Consider the following 25,712-nt stretch of genomic DNA (forward strand, 5'->3'; position numbering starts at 1 on the left):
TCGGGTGTGTAAGCGCAGCGATGCGTTGAGCTAACCGATACTAATGAACCGTGAGGCTTAACCTTACAACGCCGAAGGTGTTTTGGCGAAGAGACGAAATTTTCAGCTTAGATTCAGAGTCCGAAGGATTTTGCGCTGAGACAAGGCGGCAAACGAAGGAAAGGAAGGAGCATACTGAGGTATGTGACTGACTTTACGAGAGCAGCCAACGCAGTATCAGTGCGAAAGACACAGGACAGAGCACAAGAATTTGCCTGGCGGCTGTAGCGCGGTGGTCCCACCTGACCCCATGCCGAACTCAGAAGTGAAACGCCGTAGCGCCGATGGTAGTGTGGGGTCTCCCCATGTGAGAGTAGGGAACTGCCAGGCATCAAACAAGAAAAACCCCGTACCGTAAGGTACGGGGTTTTTTGCTTTGGGCGCGGAAAACATGCCGGATGGCGGCTTCCCCTTATCCGGCTTACAATTGTTAAAACAATTTTAACAATGGTGCCGCTTTGACTCGTCCCTTTGATTATCAACAAGATTTTGCCAATATTAATTTTCGCGAACATCCCGAACGGTATCAGGTGGGCCGGGGTGAGCAGGGCGTATTGATGGTCGAGCCTTATAAAAGCGAAATCCTTCCACACTGGCGTTATAAAAATGCTGAAGTCGCAGCGCGTTCGGCAGAAGAGATCTACGCCCTCTTTGAAGAGTACCGCAGGAATAACGATTTTGTAGGTATGGATATGGCGCGTAAATTCATACAGATGGGATACACCCGTGCCCGGCGATACGCCAATCATAAAGGCGGAAAAAAGTATGATGAGAAGCGCCAGGTCAAACCCCTCGATCACGATCCAGTAAAAGCAGAGGCCGCTGCGGTATTCAAAACGTGGTGGGATAAAATTCGTGCCGATGAAGATTATTTGCAGCGAAAAAAGGCTCACCAGCAAGCGTGGGGATAATTACTACGTCCGCTAATAATTCGATACCTGATCGAGTTCACAAAATCCAATGAAACATATTGGAAACATTTTATTTACCTAACGATTCGTTTTTCAATCCGGTTTTACTGTTTGTGGGCAATGGCCCGCAATGTGAGACAGGGGATTTTAAAATGACAGAAACCGTAGCCAGTGCAGATACGGATAATACCAGTTTAGCAGGCAAGGATACTCGCCGTCGGGTTTGGGCAATCGTTGGAGCTTCATCGGGGAACCTTGTAGAGTGGTTTGATTTTTACGTCTATTCATTCTGTTCACTCTACTTTGCGCATATCTTTTTCCCGTCAGGGAACACCACAACGCAGCTTCTGCAAACCGCAGGCGTTTTTGCCGCCGGGTTCCTGATGCGTCCCATTGGCGGATGGCTGTTCGGCAGGATCGCGGACAGGAAAGGGCGCAAGACATCCATGCTCATCTCCGTATGCATGATGTGCGTCGGCTCGCTGGTGATTGCCTGCCTTCCCGGATATGACACTATCGGAACATGGGCACCGGCGTTGCTGTTGCTGGCACGTCTGTTCCAGGGGCTGTCAGTGGGTGGCGAATACGGCACCAGCGCGACATACATGAGCGAAGTGGCTGTTGAAGGGCGCAAAGGTTTCTATGCATCATTCCAGTATGTAACCCTCATTGGCGGACAGCTACTGGCGTTACTGGTTGTGGTGATCCTTCAACAAATCCTTAGCGATGAAGATTTACGCGCCTGGGGCTGGCGCATACCGTTTGCCCTGGGGGCCGCCCTGGCGGTTGTGGCGCTGTGGTTACGCCGTCAGCTTGATGAAACCTCCCAACAGGAGGTCAGGGCGCTGAAAGAAGCCGGTTCGATGAAAGGGCTGTGGCGTAACCGCAAAGCATTTTTGATGGTACTAGGCTTTACCGCCGCAGGCTCGCTAAGCTTCTATACCTTCACCACCTATATGCAAAAATATCTGGTCAACACGACGGGCATGCATGCTAACGTTGCGAGTGTCGTCATGACGGTGGCGTTACTGGTCTTTATGCTCATCCAGCCGATTGTTGGCGCGCTGTCGGACAAAATAGGTCGCCGCACCTCCATGCTGATCTTTGGTGGCATGCTCACCCTGGGGACTGTTCCGCTTTTGACGGCGCTACAGCATACAACCTCTCCGTATGCCGCTTTCGCTTTGATTATGGTGGCACTTATTATTATTAGTTTTTACACGGCAATCAGTGGCATTTTGAAAGCGGAAATGTTTCCCGCACAGGTGAGGGCGCTGGGCGTAGGCCTCTCTTATGCGGTCGCTAACGCCCTGTTTGGCGGTTCGGCAGAATATGTCGCGCTATCCCTAAAGTCATGGGGCAGTGAAACGACCTTCTTCTGGTATGTCACCATCATGGGGGCGCTGGCGTTTATTGTCTCCCTGATGCTGCATCGTAAAGGAAAAGGGATCCGCCTTTAATAATGCGCCATCTGCCAGACGGCGTAGCCGGTTGTTGCCCCGGCTACGTCCCAGGCAAAATCTTTCCAGCTCCAGCCGCTTCCCGAGGGGCGGCTATCCCAAAGTTCTTTTGATGCCCCCAGGCTGATGGAGAACATCAGGCCCATTGTGGCACTTCGATCCCGGCTATACCCCTGGTGCAGCGCATACTCATTACCCGCAGCGGACAACATTGCAGACGCCAGAAAGTGTTGAGCTTTATCCTGACCCGACCAGTTATCATTAGCCATATGGCTGCAACCGGTCAGGAAAAGAGGGATTATCAGGAAAGGCGTACGCATTAACAGACTCCATAAAAAAGCCCCGTCGATGACAGGGCTCGTGTATTACAGAATGCGGCTGATGAGGCGGTCGATACGGATCCGACGTAGACGGCGAATCAGCTTGCGAACTTTCACCGGATAATCAGCGATGCTTTGCAGATCGCGATAATGACGAACCACGGTGGTATGCGTGCGTATAAGCTCCAGCTCACGATCGCGTTTCGCGGCTAACGCATGCTGAGGATCATGAATAAGGATGGCGTTTTCCAGATCCAGACGCCAGGCGCGTGGGTTCAGGTTATTACCGGTCAGCAGCATCCACTCGTCATCCACCCACATCCCTTTGAGGTGATAGCTGTTGTCTTCATCTTTCCAGAGACGCACAACCAGCTGGTCCGTGTTCACATAGTACTGTAAACGGCTCAGGAAGCGGCGCAGGTTAATCTCATAGAGATAAGGCAGTGCGCCGATGATCTTGAAAGGCTGATCTTCCGGAATGAAAAAGTCATTTGCCGTTTTATCCCCGACAATGATTTCCACCTTTTTACCATCACGCAACAGCTGAATGATATTACGCACCAGAACGGCGGGAAGGTTGAAGTACGGGGTGCAGATGGTGAGCTTATGCTCAGCGCACGGCATCAAATGAAAGATGGTCTTGTTCAGCAGGCTGGATTTTCCCAGGCCTACCAGAGGCGTAACGGACAGTTCTTCATTACTGGCATCACCCTGAAAACGATAAACCGCATCGCGCAGTTCCTGGCGGAAGGAGCGAACGTCGTTTTTGATTTCCGGGCTTTTCGGGCGATGAGGATCGTCAAGACGGTGCACACCCCGACCATGAACCAGGTTTTTATCAACCCAGTTGAACATGATGTCAGCCATCTGCGGATTGCGGATCAGATGGTAGCGATCGTAGCGGTATTTATCGAGCTGATGGAGATACACATCATTCAGGCTGGCGCCGCTATAAAGGACGCTGTCATCAATGATAAATCCTTTAAAATGAAGAACGCCAAGCGCTTCACGGGTATTCACCGGTACGCCATACACCGGGATATCAATACCCGGATTTTCCTGGGCCGTGCGGCAATACCAGTCAGCATTGGTATTCGAGGCAGCCGCACCAATACGGCCACGCTGAGCACGGTGCCAGTCAACCAGCACGCGAACATCCAGTTCCGGACGCTGACGTTTCGCTTCATAGAGCGCGTTCAGGATCGCACGCCCACCTTCATCTTGTTCAAGATAGAGCGCCACAATGCAAATACGTCGCGTAGCGCTGGCAATCTTTTCAAGAAGCGTCTCCCGGAAATGAGCGGGAGCATAAAAGAACTCTACATCATCAACTGACTGAGAAATCTTCGGTAGTTGAGCAAGGTGTTGTTGATGTTTATTACGCTTAAATTTTGACAACATCACAGTGCGTTTCTTCTCTGTTCATTGAAGGGTTGTCTGTACCAGGCAAACAACATAAGCGGACAATGATACCCCAGTGCCGGTAAAAGTGGGTAACATTTCCAGCAGCTTACTCTTGTTTATCCGTCGAAGTCAGGCTGAGGGACAGAGAGACAATGCCTTCATCCAGCTGGATATCAACGTCAAAACCGAGCTTCCGCGCCAGGGTCACCATACCCCGATTGTTTGGCATAGTAATGCCATTCAGGCGTGACAATCCGTGAGCGCGCGTATAACCAATAAGTTTTTCGAGCAGCCGTCTGCCCAACCCCAAACCCTTAAGATCGGAACGCACCAGTACGGCAAACTCCGCATCCACGTTATCCGGGTCGGAAATAGCGCGCGTCACGCCGAGGATCTCCTCTCCCGCTCCGGAACGGCGGACCGCCACAATCGCCATTTCTCGATCGTAGTCGATCTGGGTCATATTGGCTAAATCGTCATGGGTAAATTCATTGATTTCGCTGAAATAGCGATAGTACAAATCTTCCTTCGTCACCTGCGAGATGAACGCCCGCAGCAGCGGCTCGTCTTCCGGCAGGATAGGGCGAAACAGCGCCCGCTCCCCATTTTTCATCTCCACCCACTCTTCCAGATGAAGAGGATAAGGACGAATGGCGAGACGGCTTTCCGGGTCACCGATATAGGGCGCAATATCCAGCGTCACGTCCAGGGCTGTAAATTCATTTCCGGAGGCAAGAAGGGGGTGAATATCCAGGCGCTGGATCTCCGCACAGTCAACAATGAGGTTGGAGACCTTCACCAGAAACTGGCTTAATCCGGCGATATCAAGCGGCCGCAGAGCGCTTCTCCCGCGGATTTTTTTGCTTTTGATGGCCTGAATAATTAAATAACGCGCCAGGTTCATGTTCAGAGGGGGAAGCGCGACAACCGCCTGTTCTTCTGGCCGCCACTCAACGCCGCCTTCACCCAGCATAATGAGCGGACCAAAAACCGGATCGTGTTCGACAACCACGCGCAGCTCCTGCGCACCTGCACGGTTGGCCATGCTCTGCACCAGCAGGCCGTGGATCCTGGCCTGTGGCCACGTCATTTTTACGCGATCGATAATGGCATCCGCGGCCTGTTGTACTTCTGTCGCGGTGCGCAGATACAGCATGACGCCCTGCACATCCGATTTGTGCGGAATATCGGGAGAGCGCAGCTTCAGCGCGACCGGATAACCAATCTGCTCAGCAATATGTACCGCCTCAGCGCTGTCGCCGGCAATCCAGGTGGGCAGGGTTTGCATTCCATAACTGCCAAGAATGGGTTGTACCTCATGTGTATCAAGAGAAGTGGCGCCCTCTTCGATGGCCTGCTGCAAAAGCCTGTGCACATCCACCGAATTTGCGGTGAGATTGCCCGGCAGGGCAGGCGTTTCACGCAGCTGCTTCTGGTTGCGGCGGTATTCAACCATATGCATAAACGCGGTAATGGTGCCCTCTGGGGTACGGTAGGTCGGCAACCCGGCTTCACTAAACAGACGCCGTGCCTCCTGCGAGGAGAATTCGCCGCACCAGTTGGTCAGCAGGGTAACGTATTTACCGCGGGGATGGTTTCGGACCGCCTCAATCAGCGCACGCGCACTTTCGCTGCCTGGCGCAACCGCGCTGGGCGAATGGATAATCATCAGCGCATCAAAGTCCTGGCTATCCAGCAAAATCGTGATCGCCTTAATGTAACGATCGCTGCTGGCATCATCGCGCAAATCGAGGGGATTATCGGGAACAACGCTTCCCGGTAACGCATCCCGCAGGCGCTGGAGCGTCTCTTCACCCAGCGTGGCCAGCTTGCCGTTGCGTAGCCAGAGCTCGTCCAGCGCCAGGGCGGCGGGAGCTGCACCGTTGCTGACAATCATCAGCTTTTCACCGCGCAGGGGGCGCATGTGGCTTAACGTTTCGACGGCGGAAAAAAGCTCGTGCGTATCCTGTACCCGCAATAAACCGGCGCGCTGGATCGCTGCATCCCATGCGGGATCCATCCCGGAACGGGAATGTAGCAGGCGCTGAGCCGCGGGGCTGCGCCCGCTTTTGATGACCAGAATCGGTTTATTACGTGATGCGCTACGCGACGCCGACACAAAACGACGGGCGTCGCTCAGGTGTTCAAGGTAGAGCAGGATAGCGCTGGTTTTGCTGTCACGCGCCAGGAAATCCAACAGCTCATCGACGTCAATGTCCAGGCTGTCGCCGAGGGCAATGAAATAGGAAAAGCCCATCTCACGCTGCTGCGCCCAGTCGAGGATGGTATTGGATACCGCAGCCGACTGCGAAATAAAGGCCAGTTTGCCTTTACGGATCGGAACCGGGGAAAAACTGGCATTCAGCCCTTGCCAGGGCGCAAGCAGACCGAGGCTATTTGGACCAAGAATGCGCATCTGGTAGCGGCTGGCGCAGGCCAGCAGTTCGGGCTGCTGTTCAGGAGGCGAGGAAAGAATAATGCAGGTTTTACAGCCTTTCTGACCGAGCGACTCAAGCAATTCGAGGTTTCGTTTCGCATGCGTACAGAGCACGGCGAGGTCGGGAACAAACGGTAAACTTTGCACGTCCGGCCACGCCAGCACCCCCTGTACCGCCTTATAAGCGGGCGTAACGGGCATGACCGGGCCGTTAAATCCGCCAGCCAGCAGATTGCGCATCATCAGATACCCTGCGCGGTCCGGTTTCATCGAGGCGCCAATAACGGCAATGGATTTCGGACGGAGTAGCGCTTCTAACCCTCTCTGGCTCATGCAGGCCTCCTGTGAATGCAAGCGACCTGATGATTTTAAACGCTTTCTGCCTCAGTTGCTGTGACACTACCCTTATGAACGGTTTTTCCCGCAAGATAACGTTCGCGGAAGCAGGAGAAGTGACTGCCCAGCGCGCCGGCCGCCTGGGTATCGCCCGCCAGATCCAGTAGCGCTATGGCGACTTCAGCGGTGCAATATTGACCGTCGGCATGCGCTTCACGCAAGCGATAGGCCGAAACACGCGACAGATCGACGGAAATCACCGGCAGCGCATCAAGATAAGGGCTTTTGCGAAACATCTTTCTTGCTTCGGTCCAGGTGCCGTCGAGCATAATAAACAGCGGCGGCTTACCGGATGGTGGCGCCGTAAGTACCTGACGTTGTTCGCCTGCATATGATGCCGGGAAAACGACCATGGGCTGATAGTCCGGGCTTGCCACCAGGTCGAGCAGAGCCTGAGGTGGCTCAGTGCGCGACCACTGAAACGCTGCGGTGTTGGGTAGAATATCGGCGATCAAACGCCCTGTGTTGCTGGGCTTCATCGGTTCGGTATCGAACATGACCAGACAAAAGCGGCTTTTCGCCTCGCTCGGCGCAAGCGTTTCGCACAGACACACTTTCTGCGGTAAAAGGCAGCGCTGGCAGCGGCGAATACGATTGCCTCGGGCCAGAAAAGGGCGGGTGGCGCGCGCAAGGCGCTCGGCGCGTAATTGAAGTACAGCGTTATCAGTCATGGGCGAAAAGGCAGGAAAAACCCCATTTTCGCAGAGGAGAGAACGGGGCACAAGATATGCCCCGCGAATGTTACAGGGATTCGTTTAACCAGCTGTCGAAAGGCGCTTTTGGTACTGCACCATTGAGCATGTCGATCACTTCACCATTTTTGAAAATCATAATGGTTGGAATGCTGCGAATGCGAAAACGGGCGCTGAGTTCACGTTCCGCTTCGGTATTCACTTTGACAAAACGCATTTTCCCGCTGCGCTCTTCAGCTACGTCTTCGAAGATGGGCGCAAAGTTACGGCAGGGGCCGCACCACGGTGCCCAGAAATCGACCACAACAGGCAGATCGTCCTTGAGGAGTTTGTCCAGCGTAGCACCCGTCGCGTTAATGACATCGCCATCAAATAATTCGTGGCCACAACGCCCGCATTTCGCACCGTCATCCATCCGATCGTCCGGAATGCGGTTTAAAGCCTGACAGTTGGCACATACGGTATTCATAACTAACCTCTGATAGAGCCGTGGAACAACGGCAGAACGCCGATAATGTTTCTGATATGTTACATATTATCAGTGAGCCTTTATGAAACGACAACGCGTTTTATTCAATGGGAACAATAGTCACAGGCTTTTGTACGAAATTATGGCTATGAGCTTGCACATCGGGTAATCTGCGCGCTTCGCGCAGCGCTGGTGGAGAAAAGCATGAACGACGAAATGAAAAACAAAAGCGGCAAGGTCAAAGTGATGTATGTCCGCAGTGATGATGACTCTGATAAACGCACCCAAAATCCGCGTACCGGAAAAGGTGGCGGGCGTCCGGCGTCTTCTCGTGCAGACGGTGGCCGTCGCCCCGCCCGCGATGACAGAAATAACCGCGGCGATGACCGCAAACGTGATGACCGTAAGCGTGACGATCGCAAACGCGATGATTTTGTCCGCGACGGTGGATCGCCATGGCGTACCGTTTCTCGCGCGCCCGGTGAAGAGACGACCGAAAAAGCCGATCACGGCGGTATCAGCGGAAAAAGCTTTATCGATCCGGAAGTGCTGCGTCGTCAGCGTGCGGAAGAGACCCGTGTCTACGGTGAGAACGCCTGTCAGGCCCTGTTCCAGAGCCGCCCGGAGTGTATCGTTCGTGCATGGTTTATCCAGAGCGTGACCCCGCGCTTTAAAGAAGCGCTGCGCTGGATGGCGGCGAACCGCAAAGCCTACCACGTGGTTGACGATGCCGAGCTGACAAAAGCGTCCGGTACAGAACACCACGGCGGCGTCTGCTTTCTGATCAAAAAACGTAACGGCACTACCGTGCAGCAGTGGGTTAGCCAGGCGGATGCCGATGACTGCGTGCTGGCGCTGGAAGATGTGGGTAACCCGCATAACCTGGGCGCTATGATGCGTAGCTGCGCGCACTTTGGCGTGAAAGGCGTTCTGTTGCAGGATGCCGCGCTGCTGGAATCCGGTGCGGCGATTCGTACTGCGGAAGGTGGTGCAGAGCACGTTCAGCCGATCACCGGCGACAGCGTGCTGGAAGCCCTGGAGCAATTCCGTAAAGCGGGCTACACCATTGTCACCACCTCAAGCCGTGCCGCTACGCCGTTGTTTAAAGCGACGTTGCCGCGCAAAATGGTGCTGGTGTTAGGTCAGGAGCGCGATGGTCTGTCTGATGCGGCACTCTCCAGCGCTGACCTGAGCGTCTCTATCGACGGCACTGGCAACGTTGAAAGCCTGAACGTATCCGTTGCGACCGGCGTGCTGCTGGCGGAATGGTGGCGTCAGAACAAGGCATAAGCCTTTTATGTGCCGGGCCTGACCCGGCACATTCAAACCCTACTCGCTCTCTGCCGGTAACACAGGCATCCAGTCAATCGGCTTTTCGCCACGCTTTTCCAGCCACTCATTCGTCAGAACAAAATGATTACTGCCAAAGAAACCACGATGCGCAGACAGCGGCGACGGGTGCGGCGCCTTCAGCACGTGATGACGCTGACGATCGATAATCGCCCCTTTCTTTTGGGCATGCGAACCCCAGAGTAAAAACACGACGCCTTCACGATGCTCATTGATCAGGCTGATAACCTTATCGGTAAAGGTTTCCCATCCCAGACTGGCGTGGGAGTGTGCCTGACCCGCCCGGACGGTTAATACGGTATTCAGCAACAGCACGCCCTGGCGCGCCCAGCTTTCCAGATAACCGTGATTAGGGCGGGTGAAACCCGGAATCGTTCCTTCCAGCTCTTTATACATATTCAACAGAGAAGGGGGGATGGCCACGCCCGGACGTACGGAAAATGCCAGTCCGTGAGCCTGCCCGGGGCCGTGGTATGGATCCTGCCCCAGGATAACCACCTTTACATCGCTCAGTTCGGTGTAGCGGAAGGCGTTAAACACATCTTTCTGCGGCGGATAAATTGTCTGGCCGGCCTGCCGTTCAGCCGCAACGGTACTGAGGGTATTTATAAAATAGGCCTGCTGCTTCTCTTCAGCCAGCACGTCATGCCAGGTTAAAGGTGTTGTCATCTCGCTCTCCTGCGAATCTCATTCTGTGTCTAGCTTACCTGTTAAACACCAATGAGCAAAATTACCCGCGGAAAAGCAGGCTAAGTGACTCAATTTATGTTGAAAACCAGGCAGGATAAGTTGAATTGGTAAACCTTTAAAATTGATCTAAAACAAAAAATACAGACCACACTCTTTGTGTGGTTGGTGGTTTTGTTGATTTAAATCAATAAATCACCCGGGGCTGAATGTTATATATACACACAACAAACAATGGTTTTACCAATTGGCCGCAAAAGGCCAGCATCAGTTAATGTAGCCTAAGGGAGGCAACACATGATTACAGGTATCCAGATTACTAAAGCTGCAAATGACGATCTGCTGAACTCTTTCTGGCTGCTGGACAGCGAGAAAAACGAAGCGCGCTGTGTAGTAGCGAAAGCAGGTTTTGCGGAAGACGAAATCGTTCCGGTGAGCAAACTGGGCGAAATTGAATACCGTGAAATTCCAATGCAAGTGCAGCCAGAAGTACGCGTGGAAGGTGGTCAGCACCTGAACGTTAACGTCCTGCGTCGCGAAACGCTGATGGATGCCGTTGAGCACCCGGAAAAATACCCGCAGCTGACCATCCGTGTGTCTGGCTATGCGGTGCGTTTCAACTCTCTGACCCCGGAACAGCAGCGCGACGTTATCGCGCGTACCTTTACTGAAAGCCTGTAAGGTTTCAGCTTTGGGGGTGGAATAAAAAAGCCGGGAATGTCCCGGCTTTTTTTTACTCTTCCGTTTTTGTCTCTGACGCAGCAGAGCTTGGCTTACGGCGCTTACCAATATTTTTGGTATCGCGGTGGCGCTGTTTAACGCGCGGCTTCTCTTTTTCTTTCTCTTTTCTCTCAGCACGTTTCGCGAGCGCTTTCTTGGACGGTTTACCCGTCATTTTTTCACTCGGCGCACGTGTGGTCGGACGAAGTCCGTCAATCACGCGAGCTTTCAGCGGCTCCTCAACGTAGCGGCCAATTTTCTGTAGCAGCAAATGGTCGTGCGCTTCTACCAGAGAGATAGCAATACCTTTGCGGCCCGCACGGCCGGTACGACCAATACGGTGCAGGTAAGTATCACCGCTGCGCGGCATATCAAAGTTGATCACGTGGCTCACGTCCGGGATGTCGATCCCGCGCGCGGCAACGTCGGTGGCAACCAGCACATTCACGCGGCCATCGGTCAGGCGCTTAATCCCTTCGGTACGCTTAACCTGCGCCATTTCACCTTCGAGATAGCAGTTGTTGATACCGGCATTGCGCAGCATTTCTGCCAGTTCATGCACGCGCTCACGTTTGCGTACGAATACGATGGTACGGGTTGCCTCTTCCTGCTTCAGCAGGTGTTTCAACAACTCAACCTTATGCTCAAGGTTATCTGCGCGGTAGTACCACTGGTGGATCTTCTTACGCTCACGGGTCGATGGCGTAGCGGACACTTCCACCGGATCTTCCAGCAGACGTTCGGCGAAATCTTTAATGGCATCCCCTTCAAGGGTTGCCGAGAACAGCATTGTCTGGTTACGCCAGCGCGTTTCACCCGCGATGTGTTCGATGTCCTGGGCAAAGCCCATGTCCAGCATGCGGTCAGCTTCATCGAGAATCAGCGTTTCCACTGCGCGGCAGTCGAAGTTCTCTTCTTTTATGTATTGCAGCAGACGGCCTGTCGTCGCGACAACGATATCCTGGTTTTCGCTGAACACTTCGGCGTGGTTCATATACGCTACGCCGCCGGTGATGGTCGCGATATCCAGATGGGTGTTCGCCGCCAGCTCACGCGCGTGTTCGGCAACCTGCATCGCCAGTTCACGGGTCGGGGTCAGGATCAAAATGCGCGGCGGGCCTGATTTTTTACGCGGAAAGTCGAGCAAATGCTGCAACACAGGCAGCAAGTAGGCTGCTGTCTTCCCCGTGCCGGTTGGCGCAGAACCGAGCACATCGCGGCCCTCAAGCGCAGGCGGAATGGCCGCGGCCTGAATGGCGGTCGGGCGTGTAAAGCCTTTGCTCTCAAGGGCATTGAGCAGGCTTTCATCGAGTTCAAGTTCGGAAAAAGTCGTTACAGTCATGTTCTACCTCTGTGTGGGGCGCTGATTATAGACGTTACGGCTGTAATCTTCATCTGTTTGTATGGATATCGCTTTTCGACCACTTCGCTTTCCCCTATGCTACTCCAGTTTCACTCAGAAGGTTGCCCTGACATGTCTCAACTCAAAGCGCAGTTGCGCCGCGATGGTTTTACTTTTAAACAGTTTTTTGTGGCGCACGATCGTTGTGCGATGAAAGTCGGTACAGACGGTATTTTACTGGGGGCATGGGCTCCTGTCGCAGGTGTAAAACGCATTCTGGATATTGGTACGGGCAGCGGACTTCAGGCGCTGATGCTGGCGCAGCGAACGGAAGAACACGTCACGATTGATGCCGTTGAGCTTGATCCTCAGGCGGCCCGGCAGGCAAGTGAAAACGCTGCCGACTCTCCGTGGGCAGAACGCATCAGGGTAGAATGCGCCGATGTCCTGACCTGGGCGCCGGAGCAGACCGCGCGTTACGATTTGATTGTCAGCAATCCGCCGTATTTCACGCCAGGCGTGGAATGTGGCACGCCGGAACGCGAGCAGGCACGTTACACCGGCTCGCTCGATCACAAGGCGCTACTGACCAGTGCGGCGGAGCTCATCTCGGAAGAGGGATTTTTCTGCGTGGTCTTGCCTGAAAGCACGGGTAATACCTTCATTGAGATCGCACATGAGATCGGCTGGAATCTGCGTCTTCGTACCGATATTTCGGATACGGAAGGACGCTTACCGCACCGCGTGTTGCTGGCACTCTCGCCGAAAGAGGGCGAGTGCTTTATCGACAGGATGGTCATTCGTGGGCCAGACCAGCGTTATTCCGAAGATTACACAGCTCTGACCCAGGCCTTTTATCTGTTTATGTGAACCTGCGGCGTCAACACCGACGGCCCGGACGTTTCAAGCGGTTCGGGATAGTCCAGCGTATAATGCAGGCCACGGCTCTCTTTGCGCATCATTGCACAGCGCACAATCAGCTCGGCAACCTGCACAAGGTTGCGCAGCTCCAGCAGATTATTAGAAACGCGGAAGTTGGCGTAATATTCATCGATTTCCTGCTGCAACATCATGATGCGGCGTAACGCGCGTTCCAGACGCTTCGTTGTACGTACAATCCCGACATAATCCCACATGAAAAGCCGCAGCTCGTGCCAGTTATGCTGGATTACCACCAGTTCGTCCGGGTTTTCTACCCGACTTTCATCCCATGCCGGCAAGTGTGTTGTCGGACGTGCATAGGGCATGCGTTTGGTAATATCTTCCGCAGCCGACCACCCATACACCAGACACTCCAGCAGCGAGTTTGAGGCCATGCGATTCGCACCATGCAGGCCGGTATAGCTGACCTCGCCGATCGCATACAAACCATCCACGTCGGTACGACCATGATCGTCAACCATCACTCCGCCACAGGTATAGTGGGCGGCAGGTACAATCGGCACCGGATCGCGGGTTAGATCAATACCCAGACTCAGCAGCTTTTCATAAATCATCGGGAAGTGCTGGCGAATAAAGTCTGCCGGTTTATGGCTAATGTCCAGATACATACAGTCCGCGCCAAGCCGCTTCATCTCGTGGTCAATGGCGCGGGCCACGATATCCCGCGGTGCCAGTTCACCTCGGGGGTCGAAGTCCGGCATAAACCTGGAACCGTCCGGACGCTTCAGATACGCGCCTTCGCCACGCAACGCTTCAGTTAACAGGAAGTTACGCGCCTGCGGGTGGAACAGGGCGGTAGGATGGAACTGGTTAAACTCCAGATTCGCCACGCGGCAACCTGCGCGCCAGGCCATGGCGATACCGTCTCCGGAGGCGATATCCGGGTTAGTCGTGTACTGGTAAACCTTGGAGGCGCCGCCGGTGGCCAGCACAACGGCTTTTGCCTGGCAGGTTTCCACCTTCTCTTTATTCCGATTCCACACCCATGCGCCGACAACACGGCGCGTGCCGGGCAGGCCAATTTTATCGGAAATAATCAGGTCGACGGCGTTGCTGCGCTCCAGCACCCGAATATTGGGATGGCTGAGGGCTTTGCTGACCAGCGTGGTTTCAACCGCTTTTCCGGTTGCATCAGCAGCGTGCAGAATACGGCGGTGGCTGTGCCCGCCTTCACGGGTCAGGTGATAGCTCTCTTCACCATTAGGCTGAACCTGCGTATCAAACAGCACGCCCTGATCGATAAGCCATTGCACGCAGTGGCGGGCATTGCTGGCGACAAACTCTGCGGCATGCTCATCCACGATCCCGGCACCGGCAATCAGGGTGTCTTCTACGTGCGAGGCAATGCTATCCGTTTCATCAAACACCGCGGCAATACCGCCTTGTGCATAGAAGGTGGAACCTTCGCTCATCGGCCCTTTACTCAGCACGATTACGTTCTGATGTTCCGCCAGGCGCAGTGCGAGGGAGAGGCCGGCAGCACCGCTGCCAATGATCAGTACATCACAATGAAGTTCAGGCGTCGTGTTCATGATGTTTGTTTAATTTACTAAACATGGTGTGGGGGGAGAATAGCATTGCGATGCGAGATATCGCACGTTTTTTTTGAGGTGTGTTGCAATGACTAAACGGAATCCCGGAGGTTAAATCTGCGCTAAATGGCCGGAAATATTTTGCGAAGCAGATCGTTAGCTTCAGATTTTGTGGTGAAATAAAGCCTGTGTTGCGTTACTCTTCTGACGATAAAGTTAATGATTCTTGTCAGAAAGCGGGTGCGTATCGTGAACAGACTTATAATGAGAGAAAATGAATGGTCTGCGGCGCGATGAACAAAAACAAAGGCGTTACGGAACTTATTGAAGAACAGACACTCTAATTCGGTGCTTGCTCAAAGTGCAATGTTGTTAGAGTGGCGTTTCGATAACGCGTGGAATTTGGTTTGGGGAGACATTACCTCGGATGAGCGAGCAGTTAACGGACCAGGTCCTGGTTGAACGGGTCCAGAAGGGAGATCAGAAAGCTTTTAACCTACTGGTGGTGCGCTACCAGCATAAGGTAGCGAGTCTGGTTTCCCGCTATGTACCGTCAGGCGATGTTCCTGATGTTGTACAAGAGTCTTTTATTAAGGCCTATCGCGCGCTGGATTCATTCCGGGGGGATAGTGCTTTTTATACCTGGCTGTATCGTATTGCAGTCAATACGGCTAAGAATTATTTGGTTGCTCAGGGCCGGCGTCCGCCTTCAAGTGATGTTGACGCTATCGACGCAGAAAACTTCGAAAGTGGCGGCGCGCTGAAAGAAATTTCGAACCCTGAGAACTTAATGTTGTCAGAAGAACTGAGACAAATCGTTTTTCGCACGATCGAGTCGCTCCCGGAAGATTTACGCATGGCAATTACGTTACGGGAGCTGGATGGCCTAAGCTATGAAGAGATAGCCGCCATCATGGATTGTCCGGTCGGCACGGTTCGTTCACGAATTTTCCGTGCGCGAGAAGCCATTGATAATAAAGTTCAACCGCTTATCAGGCGTTGACGATAGCGGGATACTGGAAAAGGTATTAGGCATGCAGAAAGAAAAACTTTCCGCTTTAATGGATGGTGAAACGCTGGATAATGAGCTGCTCGATGAGTTGTCTCATTCTCCCGAAATGCAACAGACCTGGGAGAGCTATCATCTTATCCGCGACACGCTGCGCGGTGATACCAGTGAGGTTCTCCATTTCGATATCTCAGCACGCGTTATGGCGGCCATTGAGAACGAACCTGTTCATCAGACCACGCCGCTGATTCCTGAAGCGCAGCCTGCACCTCACCAGTGGCAGAAAATGCCGTTCTGGCACAAGGTGCGTCCATGGGCCAGCCAGCTCACCCAGATGGGGGTCGCTGCGTGCGTATCGCTTGCAGTTATCGTTGGGGTCCAGCACTATAACACTCAGTCTGAAGCCAATCAGCAACCTGAAGCGCCAGTGTTTAATACGCTGCCGATGATGGGTAAAGCCAGCCCGGTTAGCCTGGGCGTACCGGCAGATGCCTCCGCAAGCGGCGGACAGCAACAGCAGGTACAGGAGCAGCGCCGTCGCATTAATGCGATGTTGCAGGATTACGAGTTGCAGCGCCGTCTGCACTCCGAGCAGCTTCAGTTTGAGCAGGCCCAAACCCAGCAGGCTGCTGTGCAGGTGCCAGGAAACCAAACTTTAGGAACGCAATCGCAGTAATGAAGCAACTTTGGTTCGCCATGTCTTTGATGGCGGGTAGCCTGTTCTTCTCTGCTAACGCCTCGGCTGATGTTTCATCCGGGGCGTTGTTGCAGCAAATGAATCTGGCCAGCCAGTCACTCAATTACGAGTTGGCATTTATCAGCATCAACAAGCAGGGTGTCGAATCGTTACGCTATCGCCACGCCCGCCTTGATAACCAGCCGCTCGCCCAGCTTTTACAGATGGATGGCCCGCGTCGGGAAGTGGTCCAGCGTGGGAACGAAATCAGCTATTTCGAGCCTGGCCTTGAGCCGTTTACGCTCAATGGTGACTACATCGTTGACTCCCTGCCGTCGCTCATTTACACCGATTTTAAACGTCTCGCCCCCTACTATGATTTTATCTCGGTGGGGCGAACGCGTATTGCCGACAGGCTGTGCGAAGTGATCCGCGTTGTTGCGCGGGATGGGACGCGTTACAGCTATATCGTCTGGATTGACGCAGAGACGAAGCTGCCGATGCGCGTTGATCTGCTCGATCGCGACGGTGAAACGCTGGAGCAGTTCCGTGTGATCTCCTTTGACGTAAACAGTCAGGTCGGCAACAGCATGCAGAATCTGGCCAAAGCCAGCCTGCCGCCTTTGCTTTCCGTGCCTGCCGGCGATTCTGTCAATTTTAACTGGGTACCATCCTGGATCCCGCAAGGGTTCAGCGAAGTTTCCAGCAGTCGTCGCCAGCTGCCTACTATCGAAACTCCGGTTGAGTCGCGACTCTATTCCGATGGGCTGTTTAGCTTCTCGGTGAATATTAATCGCGCTACGGCGAACAGTTCCGAACAGATGCTCCGTACCGGTCGCCGGACGGTCAGCACGACGGTGCGCGATAATGCGGAAATTACCATTGTCGGTGAATTACCGCCGCCAACGGCAAAACGTATTTCAGACAGCATTAAATTCAGGGCTGCGCAATGATTAAAGAGTGGGCCACGGTCGTATCTTGGCAGGATGGCGTAGCGCTTGTTAGCTGTGACGTTAAAGCATCATGCAGCAGTTGCGCTTCGCGAGCCGGTTGCGGCAGCCGCGTGTTGAATAAGCTGGGGCCGCAAACGTCGCACACTATTACTGTGCCGAGCGCTCAGCCGCTGGTGGCAGGGCAAAAAGTGGAGCTCGGCATCGCTGAAGGTAGCCTGCTCACTTCCGCCATGCTGGTTTACCTTTCTCCGCTCGCAGGCCTGTTCGTGATGGGCGGGGTTTTCCAGATGCTGTTCGGCACAGATTTGGCCGCCATGTGCGGGGCCGCGTTGGGCGGCGTGGGCGGGTTCTGGCTTGCTAAAGGCGTTTCCCCAAGGCTTGCCGCCCGGGAAGCGTGGCAGCCTGTCATCCTCAGCGTTGCACTGGCACCCGACCAACTTCGTGTTGAGACGCTCTCTTCTGAGGCCCGGTGATCTGCCGGGCTTTATTATTATTTACATCGCCATAAAGAAAACGCCGTCTCTTCGCGCTATACCTGGCTCTAAGTGCAGTTCCAGCTGACGAGGATGTAGTGTAGAATGCTGCGTTTTCGCACTGAAAAACGTCAGGCTAAGAACAGCGGCCTCCAGGAATTCGTAAGGCATAATTATTTAACTATATGAAGAACATACGTAACTTTTCGATCATTGCTCACATTGACCACGGTAAGTCGACGCTGTCTGACCGTATTATCCAGATTTGCGGTGGCCTGTCTGATCGTGAAATGGCAGCCCAGGTTCTGGACTCCATGGACCTGGAACGCGAACGCGGTATTACCATCAAAGCGCAGAGCGTGACGCTCGACTATAAAGCTTCCGATGGTGAAACCTATCAGCTGAACTTTATCGACACCCCAGGGCACGTTGACTTCTCTTATGAAGTGTCACGCTCGCTGGCGGCCTGCGAAGGCGCGCTGCTGGTGGTGGATGCCGGACAGGGCGTAGAGGCCCAGACGCTGGCAAACTGCTACACCGCCATGGAAATGGATCTCGAAGTGGTGCCGGTTCTGAATAAAATCGACCTGCCAGCCGCCGATCCTGAGCGCGTAGCGGAAGAGATTGAAGACATCGTCGGTATTGATGCGACCGATGCAGTGCGCTGCTCGGCGAAAACCGGCGTCGGTGTTCCGGATGTACTGGAACGTCTGGTGCGTGATATTCCGCCGCCGGAAGGTGACCCGGATGCGCCGCTACAGGCGCTGATCATCGACTCCTGGTTTGATAACTACCTCGGCGTTGTTTCGCTGGTGCGTATTAAAAACGGCACCATGCGTAAAGGCGACAAAATCAAGGTCATGAGCACCGGCCAGGTCTACAACGCTGACCGTCTGGGCATCTTCACGCCAAAACAGGTTGACCGTACCGAGCTGAAATGCGGCGAAGTGGGCTGGCTGGTCTGTGCCATTAAAGACATCCTCGGCGCGCCGGTGGGTGATACCCTGACCGGTGCACGTAACCCGGCAGATAAAGCGCTGCCAGGCTTCAAAAAGGTGAAACCGCAGGTTTATGCGGGTCTGTTCCCGGTCAGCTCTGACGATTACGAAAACTTCCGCGATGCGCTCGGAAAGCTGAGCCTCAACGATGCCTCCCTGTTCTACGAGCCAGAAAGCTCAACGGCGCTGGGCTTCGGCTTCCGCTGTGGCTTCCTCGGTCTGCTGCACATGGAGATCATTCAGGAACGTCTGGAGCGTGAATACGATCTGGATCTGATCACCACCGCCCCGACGGTTGTCTACGAAGTAGAAACCACGTCGAAAGAGGTGATCTACGTCGACAGCCCGTCCAAGCTCCCGCCGCTGAATAATATTCAGGAACTGCGCGAGCCTATCGCAGAGTGTCACATGCTGCTGCCGCAGGAGTTCCTCGGCAACGTGATCACCCTGTGTATTGAGAAGCGTGGCGTGCAGACCAACATGGTTTACCACGGTAACCAGGTGGCGCTGACCTATGAAATTCCGATGGCGGAAGTAGTGCTCGACTTCTTCGACCGTCTGAAGTCTACCTCCCGTGGCTATGCGTCGCTGGACTACAACTTCAAACGCTTCCAGGCCTCGAACATGGTTCGCGTGGATGTACTGATCAACGGCGAGCGTGTTGATGCCCTGGCGCTGATCACCCACAACGATAACGCACCGTACCGTGGTCGTGAGCTGGTTGAGAAGATGAAAGATCTCATCCCGCGTCAGCAGTTTGACATTGCGATTCAGGCGGCCATTGGTAACCACATCATTGCCCGTTCAACCGTGAAGCAGCTGCGTAAAAACGTTCTGGCTAAGTGCTATGGCGGCGACGTCAGCCGTAAGAAAAAGCTGTTGCAGAAGCAGAAAGAAGGTAAGAAGCGTATGAAGCAGGTCGGTAACGTTGAGCTGCCGCAGGAAGCATTCCTTGCCATCCTTCATGTTGGTAAAGACGGTAACGGTAAATAACCTTAAGGAGTTGGCATGGCGAACATGTTTGCCCTGATCCTGGTCATCGCTACCCTGGTGACAGGTCTGTTGTGGTGCCTGGATAAGTTTATCTTCGCCCCAAAACGCCGTGAACGTCAGGCTGCCGCGCAGGCAGCCACGGGCGATGCGCTGGACGCGAAAACCCTGAAAAAAGTCGGCCCAAAACCGGGCTGGCTGGAAACAGGGGCATCGGTATTCCCGGTGCTGGCGATTGTGCTGGTGGTGCGTTCTTTTATCTATGAACCGTTCCAGATCCCGTCAGGATCGATGATGCCAACGCTGCTGATCGGTGATTTCATTCTGGTTGAGAAGTTTGCCTATGGCATCAAAGATCCGATCTACCAGAAAACGCTGATCGAAACGGGTCATCCGAAACGTGGCGACATCGTGGTGTTTAAATATCCGGAAGATCCACGGCTGGATTATATTAAACGCGCGGTAGGTCTGCCGGGCGATAAAGTGACCTACGATCCGGTGGCGAAAGAGGTGACCATTCAGCCAGGCTGTAGCTCTGGAACTGCATGTGAAAATGCGCTGCCAGTCACTTACTCCAACGTTGAGCCAAGTGATTTTGTGCAGACCTTTGCCCGCCGTAACGGCGGTGAAGCGACCAGCGGATTCTTCCAGGTGCCAAAAGGTGAAACCAAAGAGAACGGTATTCGTCTGGTTGAACGGAAAGAGACGCTGGGCGATGTCACTCACCGCATTCTGACCGTGCCAATCGCACAGGATCAACTGGCAATGTACTACCAGCAGCCAGGCCAACAGCTGGCGACCTGGATTGTGCCGCCGGGACATTACTTCATGATGGGTGACAACCGCGATAACTCTGCGGACAGCCGTTACTGGGGCTTTGTGCCGGAAGCGAATCTGGTCGGTAAAGCAACCGCTATCTGGATGAGTTTTGAGAAGCAGGAAGGCGAGTGGCCGACCGGCGTTCGCCTGAATCGTATTGGCGGAATTCATTAATTTTCGTCAAAAATAACACGTAGCGGCTTTTATTCGCCGCTACGTGAATTATTTCAGCGATAAATCTCTTTGAACTAACGACATCCCCTGTCGTTGTGTATAGAATATTCCCCCGAAGTTTAAGGTTGGCCCTGCAAAGGTGCCACGGCACACGAAACCGCGTTGGTTTTCTCAGGTCGGTTTCGTGTGCTGCATTTTTGACGCATTCATTTATTGGTATCGCATGAACCCCATCGTAATTAATCGGCTTCAACGGAAGCTGGGCTACACTTTTCATCATCAGGAGTTGTTGCAACAGGCATTAACCCATCGCAGTGCCAGCAGCAAACATAATGAGCGTCTCGAGTTTTTAGGCGACTCTATTTTAAGTTTCGTGATTGCAAATGCGCTTTATCATCGTTTTCCGCGTGTGGACGAAGGTGATATGAGCCGCATGCGCGCCACGCTGGTGCGCGGCAATACCCTCGCTGAAATCGCACGCGAGTTTGAGCTGGGTGAATGTCTGCGTCTGGGGCCAGGTGAGCTGAAAAGTGGTGGTTTCCGTCGTGAATCCATCCTTGCCGATACGGTCGAGGCATTGATCGGTGGCGTGTTCCTGGACAGCGATATACAGACCGTAGAAAAGCTGATCCTGAACTGGTATCAGACCCGCCTGGACGAAATCAGCCCGGGCGATAAACAAAAAGATCCTAAAACGCGTCTGCAAGAATATTTGCAGGGTCGTCATCTGCCGCTGCCATCCTATCTGGTGGTGCAGGTACGTGGCGAAGCGCACGATCAGGAATTTACCATCCATTGCCAGGTCAGTGGCCTGAGTGAACCGGTGGTCGGCACGGGTTCAAGCCGTCGTAAGGCTGAACAGGCTGCCGCCGAACAGGCGTTAAAAATGCTGGAGCTGGAATGAGCATCGACAAAACCTATTGCGGATTTATTGCCATCGTCGGACGTCCGAACGTTGGCAAATCCACCCTGCTGAATAATCTGCTTGGGCAGAAGATTTCTATCACCTCGCGTAAGGCGCAGACCACGCGTCACCGCATCGTCGGTATCCATACTGAAGGCGCGTATCAGGCGATTTACGTCGATACCCCGGGCCTGCACATGGAAGAGAAGCGCGCCATCAACCGTCTGATGAACAAGGCGGCGAGCAGCTCCATTGGCGACGTAGAGCTGGTGATTTTCGTTGTGGAAGGCACCCGCTGGACGCCGGACGACGAAATGGTCCTGAACAAGCTGCGCGACGGCAAAACGCCAGTGATCCTTGCGGTCAATAAAGTGGACAATGTGCAGGAAAAAGCCGATCTGCTGCCGCACCTGCAATGGCTGGGCAGCCAGATGAACTTCCTGGACATCGTCCCGCTGTCTGCGGAGACGGGTCTGAACGTTGATACCATCGCGGGCATCGTGCGCAAGCATCTGCCGGAAGCGACTCATCACTTCCCTGAGGACTACATCACCGATCGCTCTCAGCGTTTTATGGCGTCTGAAATCATCCGTGAGAAGCTGATGCGTTTCCTGGGCGCTGAACTGCCGTACTCTGTGACGGTGGAGATCGAGCGTTTCCAGAGCAACGAGCGCGGCGGTTACGATATTAACGGTCTGATCCTCGTTGAGCGTGAAGGGCAGAAGAAGATGGTGATCGGTAATAAAGGTGCCAAGATCAAAACTATCGGAATCGAAGCCCGTAAAGACATGCAGGACATGTTTGAAGCACCGGTTCACCTGGAACTGTGGGTGAAAGTGAAATCTGGCTGGGCCGATGATGAGCGTGCGCTGCGCAGCCTCGGTTACGGCGAAGATCAGTAACCTAAGACGACGAGCATATGGATGGATGGCAGCGCGCCTTTGTCCTGCATAGTCGTCCCTGGAGCGAAACCAGCCTGATGCTGGACGTCTTCACGGAAGAGTCCGGTCGCGTGCGCCTTGTTGCCAAAGGCGCACGTTCCAGACGTTCTAATCTCAAAGGTGCCTTGCAGCCTTTCACCCCACTGCTGGTCCGCTTTGGCGGGCGAGGGGAAGTCAAAACCCTGCGCAGTGCTGAAGCCGTTTCCCTCGCGCTTCCTCTTTCTGGTATCACGCTCTACAGCGGTTTGTACGTCAACGAACTCATCTCACGGGTGCTTGAACATGAGACCCGCTTCTCTGAACTTTTCTTTGATTACCTGCACTGTATCCAGTCGCTCGCTGGCGCAACCGGCACTCCTGAGCCTGTGCTGCGTCGTTTCGAGCTGGCGCTGCTCGGTCACCTTGGATACGGTGTTGATTTTCTGCACTGCGCGGGGAGTGGGGACGAGGTAGAAGATACCATGACCTATCGCTATCGTGAGGAAAAGGGCTTTATTGCCAGTGTCGTCGTCGATAACAGCACCTTTACCGGGCGCCAGCTCAGAGCACTGTATGAACGCGAGTTCCCGGACGCCGACACCCTGCGTGCGGCAAAACGCTTTACCCGAATTGCGCTCAAGCCGTATCTTGGGGGCAAACCTTTAAAGAGCCGCGAATTATTCAGGCAGTTTATGCCGAAACGCTAATGTTTTACCCCTCACCCCAGCCCTCTCCCGGAGGGAGAGGGAGAAGGTAAATGAACAAAAATACCGAGGATTGTCATGGCTGAATTACTGTTAGGCGTCAACATCGATCACATTGCCACCCTGCGCAACGCGCGCGGCACGGCGTATCCGGATCCGGTTCAGGCGGCGTTTATCGCCGAGCAGGCTGGGGCGGACGGCATTACCGTCCATCTGCGTGAAGACCGTCGCCACATCACCGATCGCGACGTGCGTATCCTGCGCCAGACGCTGGATACCCGCATGAATCTGGAGATGGCAGTAACGGAAGAGATGCTGACGATTGCCTGCGATACGAAGCCGCATTTCTGCTGCCTGGTGCCGGAAAAACGACAGGAAGTGACCACCGAAGGCGGTCTGGATGTGGCCGGGCAGCTCGACAAAATGCGCGATGCCTGCAAACGCCTGGCGGATGCCGGTATCCTGGTTTCACTGTTTATCGACGCCGATTTCACCCAGATTAAAGCCGCTGCCGACGTGGGCGCGCCGTATATTGAAATTCACACCGGCTGCTATGCCGATGCTGAAAACGACGCAGCGCAGGCGAAAGAGCTGGAGCGGATCGCCAAAGCGGCAACCTACGCCGCGAGCCTGGGACTGAAGGTTAACGCCGGTCACGGCCTGACCTATCACAACGTAAAAGCCATCGCTGCCCTGCCGGAAATGCACGAGCTGAACATCGGCCACGCTATCATTGGCCGTGCGGTGATGAGCGGCCTGAAAGAAGCGGTTTCCGAGATGAAGCGCCTGATGCTGGAAGCGCGTCAGTAATGGCTATTCTGGGCTTAGGCACCGACATCGTTGAAATAGCCCGCATTGAAGCGGTGATCGCCCGGAGCGGCGATCGCCTCGCAAGACGCGTGCTGAGCGATAACGAATGGGCTATCTGGGAGGCGCATCAGCAGCCGGTGCGCTTTCTGGCAAAGCGTTTCGCGGTAAAAGAGGCGGCGGCGAAAGCGTTCGGCACGGGCATTCGTAACGGCCTGGCGTTTAACCAGTTTGAAGTGTTTAACGATGAGCTGGGTAAGCCACGTCTGCGTTTATGGGGCGAGGCGCTTAAGCTGGCGGAAAAGCTGGGCGTGGCGCACATGCACGTAACGCTTGCAGATGAACGCCACTACGCCTGTGCGACGGTGATTATCGAAGGTTAAATTTTGTCCGCATGGTGCATCAGGACAAACTTATCCCACAGCTGTTCTTCGTTCTCGACATGTGCCGGATCTTTTAAGATCGTATTGGGAATGGGGCACACCTTCTGGCAGGTCGGCGTCTCATAGTGGCCAATGCACTCGGTGCAGCGGTCGCTGTTAATCTCATAAATGCTGTCGCCCATCGAAATCGCCTCGTTCGGGCATTCGGGTTCGCACATATCGCAGTTGATGCATTTTTTGGTGATTAACAGCGCCATCAGGAAATTCTCAGAAACAACACAAACAGGGCGGGCATTATACGCTCATTCGTTGTTCAAACCAGTTTTTTTACCAGCTCTTCGCTATGCCGAATACGCTCTGGCGCACGCTCCAGATCCTGTTGAACCAGCGCCATAAACAGCAGGTCCGTCAGCATCATCTGCGCACTCGTCGACGAAATCGCCGCGCTGCGAGTGGCCTGTTCCTCGGCAATGGTATACAGGCAGCGGGTTGCCCGTTGCTGGAGCGCATTCGGGCTAAATCCGGTAATCGCCAGAATTTTTCCCCCTACGCGCAGGGCTTCGTCGGTAGCCATATTAATTTCACGCCGCTCGCCGGAATAGGAGATGGCCAGCAGTAAATCGTCAGGATCCATGGCCTGCACGGTCGCCAGCAGCGCGTGCATATCCTGTTCAACGATGGCGTTATAGCCGATTTTTGTCAGCTTCCAGCCAAAGTTACGCGCAACCAGTCCGGAGGCGCCGATCCCGGTCAACACAATACGCCGCGCGTCGCGAAGCATGGCTACGCTTTCCAGCAGCTTCTCTTCCGTGTTCACATCCAGCGTGGCATGCATTGCCGCCACGTTCTCCTTGATCAGCTTTTCGCCGACCAGACGCATCGGATCGTCGCCGCGGATCTGGTTATGCACCGGCATTGACTGCGGATTAGGGTTGCTTACCAGTGCTTCACTGATCGCCAGTTTTAGCGCCGGAAAGCCTTTATAGCCTATCTTTTGGGCAAATTTCACCACGCTCGACTGGCTCACCCCGGCTTCGCCTGCCAGCTGCTGGGAGCTGAGGTGTCGCGCGCGATCGGGCTGGGAAAGTAAATAATCCGCCAGCTTTTTGTCACTCTGGGCAAACCCTGCGTAGCGCTGGCGAATACGAATTAAACAGTTCATACGGTCTCCTGGCGAAAATGTGATTACCCGCGCAAATAC

General features: G+C 54.2%; 26 protein-coding genes and 1 rRNA gene. 17 read left to right on the top strand and 10 right to left on the bottom strand.

The genetic code is table 11. The features are described from left to right. The first annotated feature begins 253 nt into the window (after window positions 1-253). The 3 genes from rrf to ACOTXL_RS03330 all read left to right on the top strand — a co-directional run bounded on the left by rrf (window position 254) and on the right by ACOTXL_RS03330 (window position 2,410). Window positions 254-369, top strand: a 5S ribosomal RNA gene (gene rrf, locus ACOTXL_RS03320). A gap of 128 nt (window positions 370-497) precedes the next feature. After that, the gene (locus ACOTXL_RS03325) at window positions 498-950 is read left to right on the top strand and encodes a DUF4385 domain-containing protein (RefSeq protein WP_006811623.1); all 453 of its coding nucleotides are present in this window, start codon (window positions 498-500) and stop codon (window positions 948-950) included. A gap of 152 nt (window positions 951-1,102) precedes the next feature. After that, window positions 1,103-2,410: an MFS family transporter gene (locus ACOTXL_RS03330; protein WP_003860741.1), complete on the top strand. Its 1,308-nt coding sequence runs from the start codon at window positions 1,103-1,105 to the stop codon at window positions 2,408-2,410. Here ACOTXL_RS03330 and ACOTXL_RS03335 read toward each other — a convergent pair. The 5 genes from ACOTXL_RS03335 to trxC form a co-directional block, all read right to left on the bottom strand. Beyond that, a complete protein-coding gene (locus ACOTXL_RS03335; protein WP_003860739.1) occupies window positions 2,407-2,730 on the bottom strand; it encodes a YfiM family lipoprotein in 324 nt (107 codons plus the stop codon). The two genes, ACOTXL_RS03330 and ACOTXL_RS03335, sit on opposite strands and share 4 nt — an antisense overlap. A gap of 45 nt (window positions 2,731-2,775) precedes the next feature. Next, window positions 2,776-4,131: a CDP-diacylglycerol--serine O-phosphatidyltransferase gene (gene pssA, locus ACOTXL_RS03340; protein WP_026094276.1), complete on the bottom strand. Its 1,356-nt coding sequence runs from the start codon at window positions 4,129-4,131 to the stop codon at window positions 2,776-2,778. A gap of 109 nt (window positions 4,132-4,240) precedes the next feature. Next, entirely contained in the window at window positions 4,241-6,904 is a 2,664-nt protein-coding gene (locus tag ACOTXL_RS03345; RefSeq protein ID WP_003860736.1) for a bifunctional acetate--CoA ligase family protein/GNAT family N-acetyltransferase, read from the bottom strand. A 35-nt stretch (window positions 6,905-6,939) separates the two neighbouring features. Continuing rightward, entirely contained in the window at window positions 6,940-7,638 is a 699-nt protein-coding gene (tapT, locus tag ACOTXL_RS03350; RefSeq protein WP_045349760.1) for a tRNA-uridine aminocarboxypropyltransferase, read from the bottom strand. Window positions 7,639-7,708: 70 nt separating this feature from the next. Beyond that, entirely contained in the window at window positions 7,709-8,128 is a 420-nt protein-coding gene (gene trxC, locus ACOTXL_RS03355; RefSeq protein WP_003860733.1) for a thioredoxin TrxC, read from the bottom strand. Window positions 8,129-8,332: 204 nt separating this feature from the next. On the opposite strand from trxC, the gene ACOTXL_RS03360 reads away from it, so the two are divergent. Further along, entirely contained in the window at window positions 8,333-9,418 is a 1,086-nt protein-coding gene (locus ACOTXL_RS03360; RefSeq protein ID WP_022651671.1) for a tRNA/rRNA methyltransferase, read from the top strand. A 39-nt stretch (window positions 9,419-9,457) separates the two neighbouring features. Here the strand turns inward: ACOTXL_RS03360 and ung are convergent, their stop codons facing one another. Continuing rightward, window positions 9,458-10,147, bottom strand: a complete 690-nt coding sequence (ung, locus tag ACOTXL_RS03365) for a uracil-DNA glycosylase (RefSeq protein ID WP_045349762.1) — start codon at window positions 10,145-10,147, stop codon at window positions 9,458-9,460. 315 nt (window positions 10,148-10,462) lie between these two features. On the opposite strand from ung, the gene grcA reads away from it, so the two are divergent. After that, window positions 10,463-10,846, top strand: coding sequence for an autonomous glycyl radical cofactor GrcA (gene grcA, locus ACOTXL_RS03370; protein ID WP_003860727.1), 384 nt, complete (start codon window positions 10,463-10,465; stop codon window positions 10,844-10,846). 52 nt (window positions 10,847-10,898) lie between these two features. On the opposite strand, the gene srmB is transcribed toward grcA, so the two are convergent. Beyond that, the gene (gene srmB, locus ACOTXL_RS03375) at window positions 10,899-12,227 is read right to left on the bottom strand and encodes an ATP-dependent RNA helicase SrmB (protein WP_003860725.1); all 1,329 of its coding nucleotides are present in this window, start codon (window positions 12,225-12,227) and stop codon (window positions 10,899-10,901) included. Between the two features lie 132 nt (window positions 12,228-12,359). Between srmB and trmN the strand changes: the two genes are divergently transcribed. Then, window positions 12,360-13,097 (top strand): tRNA(1)(Val) (adenine(37)-N(6))-methyltransferase TrmN, encoded by a 738-nt coding sequence (gene trmN, locus ACOTXL_RS03380; RefSeq protein WP_003860724.1) that lies wholly within the window; start codon window positions 12,360-12,362, stop codon window positions 13,095-13,097. Here the strand turns inward: trmN and nadB are convergent. Continuing rightward, window positions 13,082-14,701: an L-aspartate oxidase gene (gene nadB, locus ACOTXL_RS03385; protein WP_045349763.1), complete on the bottom strand. Its 1,620-nt coding sequence runs from the start codon at window positions 14,699-14,701 to the stop codon at window positions 13,082-13,084. The two genes, trmN and nadB, sit on opposite strands and share 16 nt — an antisense overlap. A 427-nt stretch (window positions 14,702-15,128) precedes the next feature. Here nadB and rpoE point away from each other — a divergent pair, with 427 nt between their 5' ends. The 11 genes from rpoE (at window position 15,129) to acpS (ending at window position 24,511) form a co-directional block, all read left to right on the top strand. Beyond that, window positions 15,129-15,704 (top strand): RNA polymerase sigma factor RpoE, encoded by a 576-nt coding sequence (gene rpoE / locus ACOTXL_RS03390; RefSeq protein WP_006176728.1) that lies wholly within the window; start codon window positions 15,129-15,131, stop codon window positions 15,702-15,704. A 31-nt stretch (window positions 15,705-15,735) separates the two neighbouring features. Further along, window positions 15,736-16,386: an anti-sigma-E factor RseA gene (gene rseA, locus ACOTXL_RS03395; RefSeq protein ID WP_003860719.1), complete on the top strand. Its 651-nt coding sequence runs from the start codon at window positions 15,736-15,738 to the stop codon at window positions 16,384-16,386. Further along, window positions 16,386-17,339 (top strand): sigma-E factor regulatory protein RseB, encoded by a 954-nt coding sequence (rseB, locus tag ACOTXL_RS03400; protein WP_003860717.1) that lies wholly within the window; start codon window positions 16,386-16,388, stop codon window positions 17,337-17,339. The genes rseA and rseB overlap by 1 nt, the downstream gene beginning before the upstream one ends. After that, window positions 17,336-17,812 (top strand): SoxR-reducing system protein RseC, encoded by a 477-nt coding sequence (rseC, locus tag ACOTXL_RS03405; RefSeq protein WP_003860716.1) that lies wholly within the window; start codon window positions 17,336-17,338, stop codon window positions 17,810-17,812. Before rseB ends, rseC begins: the two co-directional genes overlap by 4 nt. A gap of 185 nt (window positions 17,813-17,997) precedes the next feature. Next, entirely contained in the window at window positions 17,998-19,803 is a 1,806-nt protein-coding gene (lepA, locus tag ACOTXL_RS03410; RefSeq protein WP_003860714.1) for a translation elongation factor 4, read from the top strand. Between the two features lie 15 nt (window positions 19,804-19,818). After that, window positions 19,819-20,793 carry a signal peptidase I gene (lepB, locus tag ACOTXL_RS03415; RefSeq protein ID WP_003860712.1) on the top strand — a complete coding sequence of 325 codons (975 nt, stop codon included), beginning with the start codon at window positions 19,819-19,821 and terminating at the stop codon, window positions 20,791-20,793. Window positions 20,794-21,016: 223 nt separating this feature from the next. Continuing rightward, window positions 21,017-21,697 carry a ribonuclease III gene (rnc, locus tag ACOTXL_RS03420; RefSeq protein ID WP_003860711.1) on the top strand — a complete coding sequence of 227 codons (681 nt, stop codon included), beginning with the start codon at window positions 21,017-21,019 and terminating at the stop codon, window positions 21,695-21,697. Then, window positions 21,694-22,599, top strand: coding sequence for a GTPase Era (gene era, locus ACOTXL_RS03425; protein ID WP_003860709.1), 906 nt, complete (start codon window positions 21,694-21,696; stop codon window positions 22,597-22,599). Before rnc ends, era begins: the two co-directional genes overlap by 4 nt. A 17-nt stretch (window positions 22,600-22,616) precedes the next feature. Next, window positions 22,617-23,324, top strand: coding sequence for a DNA repair protein RecO (gene recO / locus ACOTXL_RS03430; RefSeq protein ID WP_003860708.1), 708 nt, complete (start codon window positions 22,617-22,619; stop codon window positions 23,322-23,324). A 75-nt stretch (window positions 23,325-23,399) separates the two neighbouring features. Further along, window positions 23,400-24,131, top strand: coding sequence for a pyridoxine 5'-phosphate synthase (pdxJ, locus tag ACOTXL_RS03435; protein ID WP_003860707.1), 732 nt, complete (start codon window positions 23,400-23,402; stop codon window positions 24,129-24,131). After that, window positions 24,131-24,511, top strand: coding sequence for a holo-ACP synthase (gene acpS, locus ACOTXL_RS03440; RefSeq protein WP_003860706.1), 381 nt, complete (start codon window positions 24,131-24,133; stop codon window positions 24,509-24,511). Before pdxJ ends, acpS begins: the two co-directional genes overlap by 1 nt. Here acpS and ACOTXL_RS03445 read toward each other — a convergent pair. Further along, entirely contained in the window at window positions 24,508-24,768 is a 261-nt protein-coding gene (locus tag ACOTXL_RS03445; RefSeq protein ID WP_003860704.1) for a YfhL family 4Fe-4S dicluster ferredoxin, read from the bottom strand. The genes acpS and ACOTXL_RS03445 overlap by 4 nt on opposite strands. Window positions 24,769-24,824: 56 nt before the next feature. Continuing rightward, window positions 24,825-25,673, bottom strand: a complete 849-nt coding sequence (locus tag ACOTXL_RS03450) for a MurR/RpiR family transcriptional regulator (RefSeq protein WP_003860702.1) — start codon at window positions 25,671-25,673, stop codon at window positions 24,825-24,827. Window positions 25,674-25,712 lie beyond the last annotated feature (39 nt).

The organism is Enterobacter cloacae complex sp. IR5402 (assembly GCF_049238125.1).
GTDB lineage: Bacteria > Pseudomonadota > Gammaproteobacteria > Enterobacterales > Enterobacteriaceae > Enterobacter > Enterobacter hormaechei_C.

Coding starts and splice junctions, on each gene's coding strand:
- pdxJ (WP_003860707.1), top strand. CDS start 23,400: ATGGCTGAATTACTGTTAGGCGTCAACATCGATCACATTGCCACCCTG.
- ACOTXL_RS03335 (WP_003860739.1), bottom strand. CDS start 2,730: ATGCGTACGCCTTTCCTGATAATCCCTCTTTTCCTGACCGGTTGCAGC.
- trmN (WP_003860724.1), top strand. CDS start 12,360: ATGTCTCAACTCAAAGCGCAGTTGCGCCGCGATGGTTTTACTTTTAAA.
- era (WP_003860709.1), top strand. CDS start 21,694: ATGAGCATCGACAAAACCTATTGCGGATTTATTGCCATCGTCGGACGT.
- rseA (WP_003860719.1), top strand. CDS start 15,736: ATGCAGAAAGAAAAACTTTCCGCTTTAATGGATGGTGAAACGCTGGAT.
- acpS (WP_003860706.1), top strand. CDS start 24,131: ATGGCTATTCTGGGCTTAGGCACCGACATCGTTGAAATAGCCCGCATT.
- recO (WP_003860708.1), top strand. CDS start 22,617: ATGGATGGATGGCAGCGCGCCTTTGTCCTGCATAGTCGTCCCTGGAGC.
- trxC (WP_003860733.1), bottom strand. CDS start 8,128: ATGAATACCGTATGTGCCAACTGTCAGGCTTTAAACCGCATTCCGGAC.
- lepB (WP_003860712.1), top strand. CDS start 19,819: ATGGCGAACATGTTTGCCCTGATCCTGGTCATCGCTACCCTGGTGACA.
- ung (WP_045349762.1), bottom strand. CDS start 10,147: ATGACAACACCTTTAACCTGGCATGACGTGCTGGCTGAAGAGAAGCAG.
- ACOTXL_RS03345 (WP_003860736.1), bottom strand. CDS start 6,904: ATGAGCCAGAGAGGGTTAGAAGCGCTACTCCGTCCGAAATCCATTGCC.
- pssA (WP_026094276.1), bottom strand. CDS start 4,131: ATGTTGTCAAAATTTAAGCGTAATAAACATCAACAACACCTTGCTCAA.
- rpoE (WP_006176728.1), top strand. CDS start 15,129: ATGAGCGAGCAGTTAACGGACCAGGTCCTGGTTGAACGGGTCCAGAAG.
- rnc (WP_003860711.1), top strand. CDS start 21,017: ATGAACCCCATCGTAATTAATCGGCTTCAACGGAAGCTGGGCTACACT.
- ACOTXL_RS03445 (WP_003860704.1), bottom strand. CDS start 24,768: ATGGCGCTGTTAATCACCAAAAAATGCATCAACTGCGATATGTGCGAA.
- grcA (WP_003860727.1), top strand. CDS start 10,463: ATGATTACAGGTATCCAGATTACTAAAGCTGCAAATGACGATCTGCTG.
- lepA (WP_003860714.1), top strand. CDS start 17,998: ATGAAGAACATACGTAACTTTTCGATCATTGCTCACATTGACCACGGT.
- nadB (WP_045349763.1), bottom strand. CDS start 14,701: ATGAACACGACGCCTGAACTTCATTGTGATGTACTGATCATTGGCAGC.
- rseC (WP_003860716.1), top strand. CDS start 17,336: ATGATTAAAGAGTGGGCCACGGTCGTATCTTGGCAGGATGGCGTAGCG.
- ACOTXL_RS03450 (WP_003860702.1), bottom strand. CDS start 25,673: ATGAACTGTTTAATTCGTATTCGCCAGCGCTACGCAGGGTTTGCCCAG.
- ACOTXL_RS03330 (WP_003860741.1), top strand. CDS start 1,103: ATGACAGAAACCGTAGCCAGTGCAGATACGGATAATACCAGTTTAGCA.
- rseB (WP_003860717.1), top strand. CDS start 16,386: ATGAAGCAACTTTGGTTCGCCATGTCTTTGATGGCGGGTAGCCTGTTC.
- ACOTXL_RS03360 (WP_022651671.1), top strand. CDS start 8,333: ATGAACGACGAAATGAAAAACAAAAGCGGCAAGGTCAAAGTGATGTAT.
- srmB (WP_003860725.1), bottom strand. CDS start 12,227: ATGACTGTAACGACTTTTTCCGAACTTGAACTCGATGAAAGCCTGCTC.
- tapT (WP_045349760.1), bottom strand. CDS start 7,638: ATGACTGATAACGCTGTACTTCAATTACGCGCCGAGCGCCTTGCGCGC.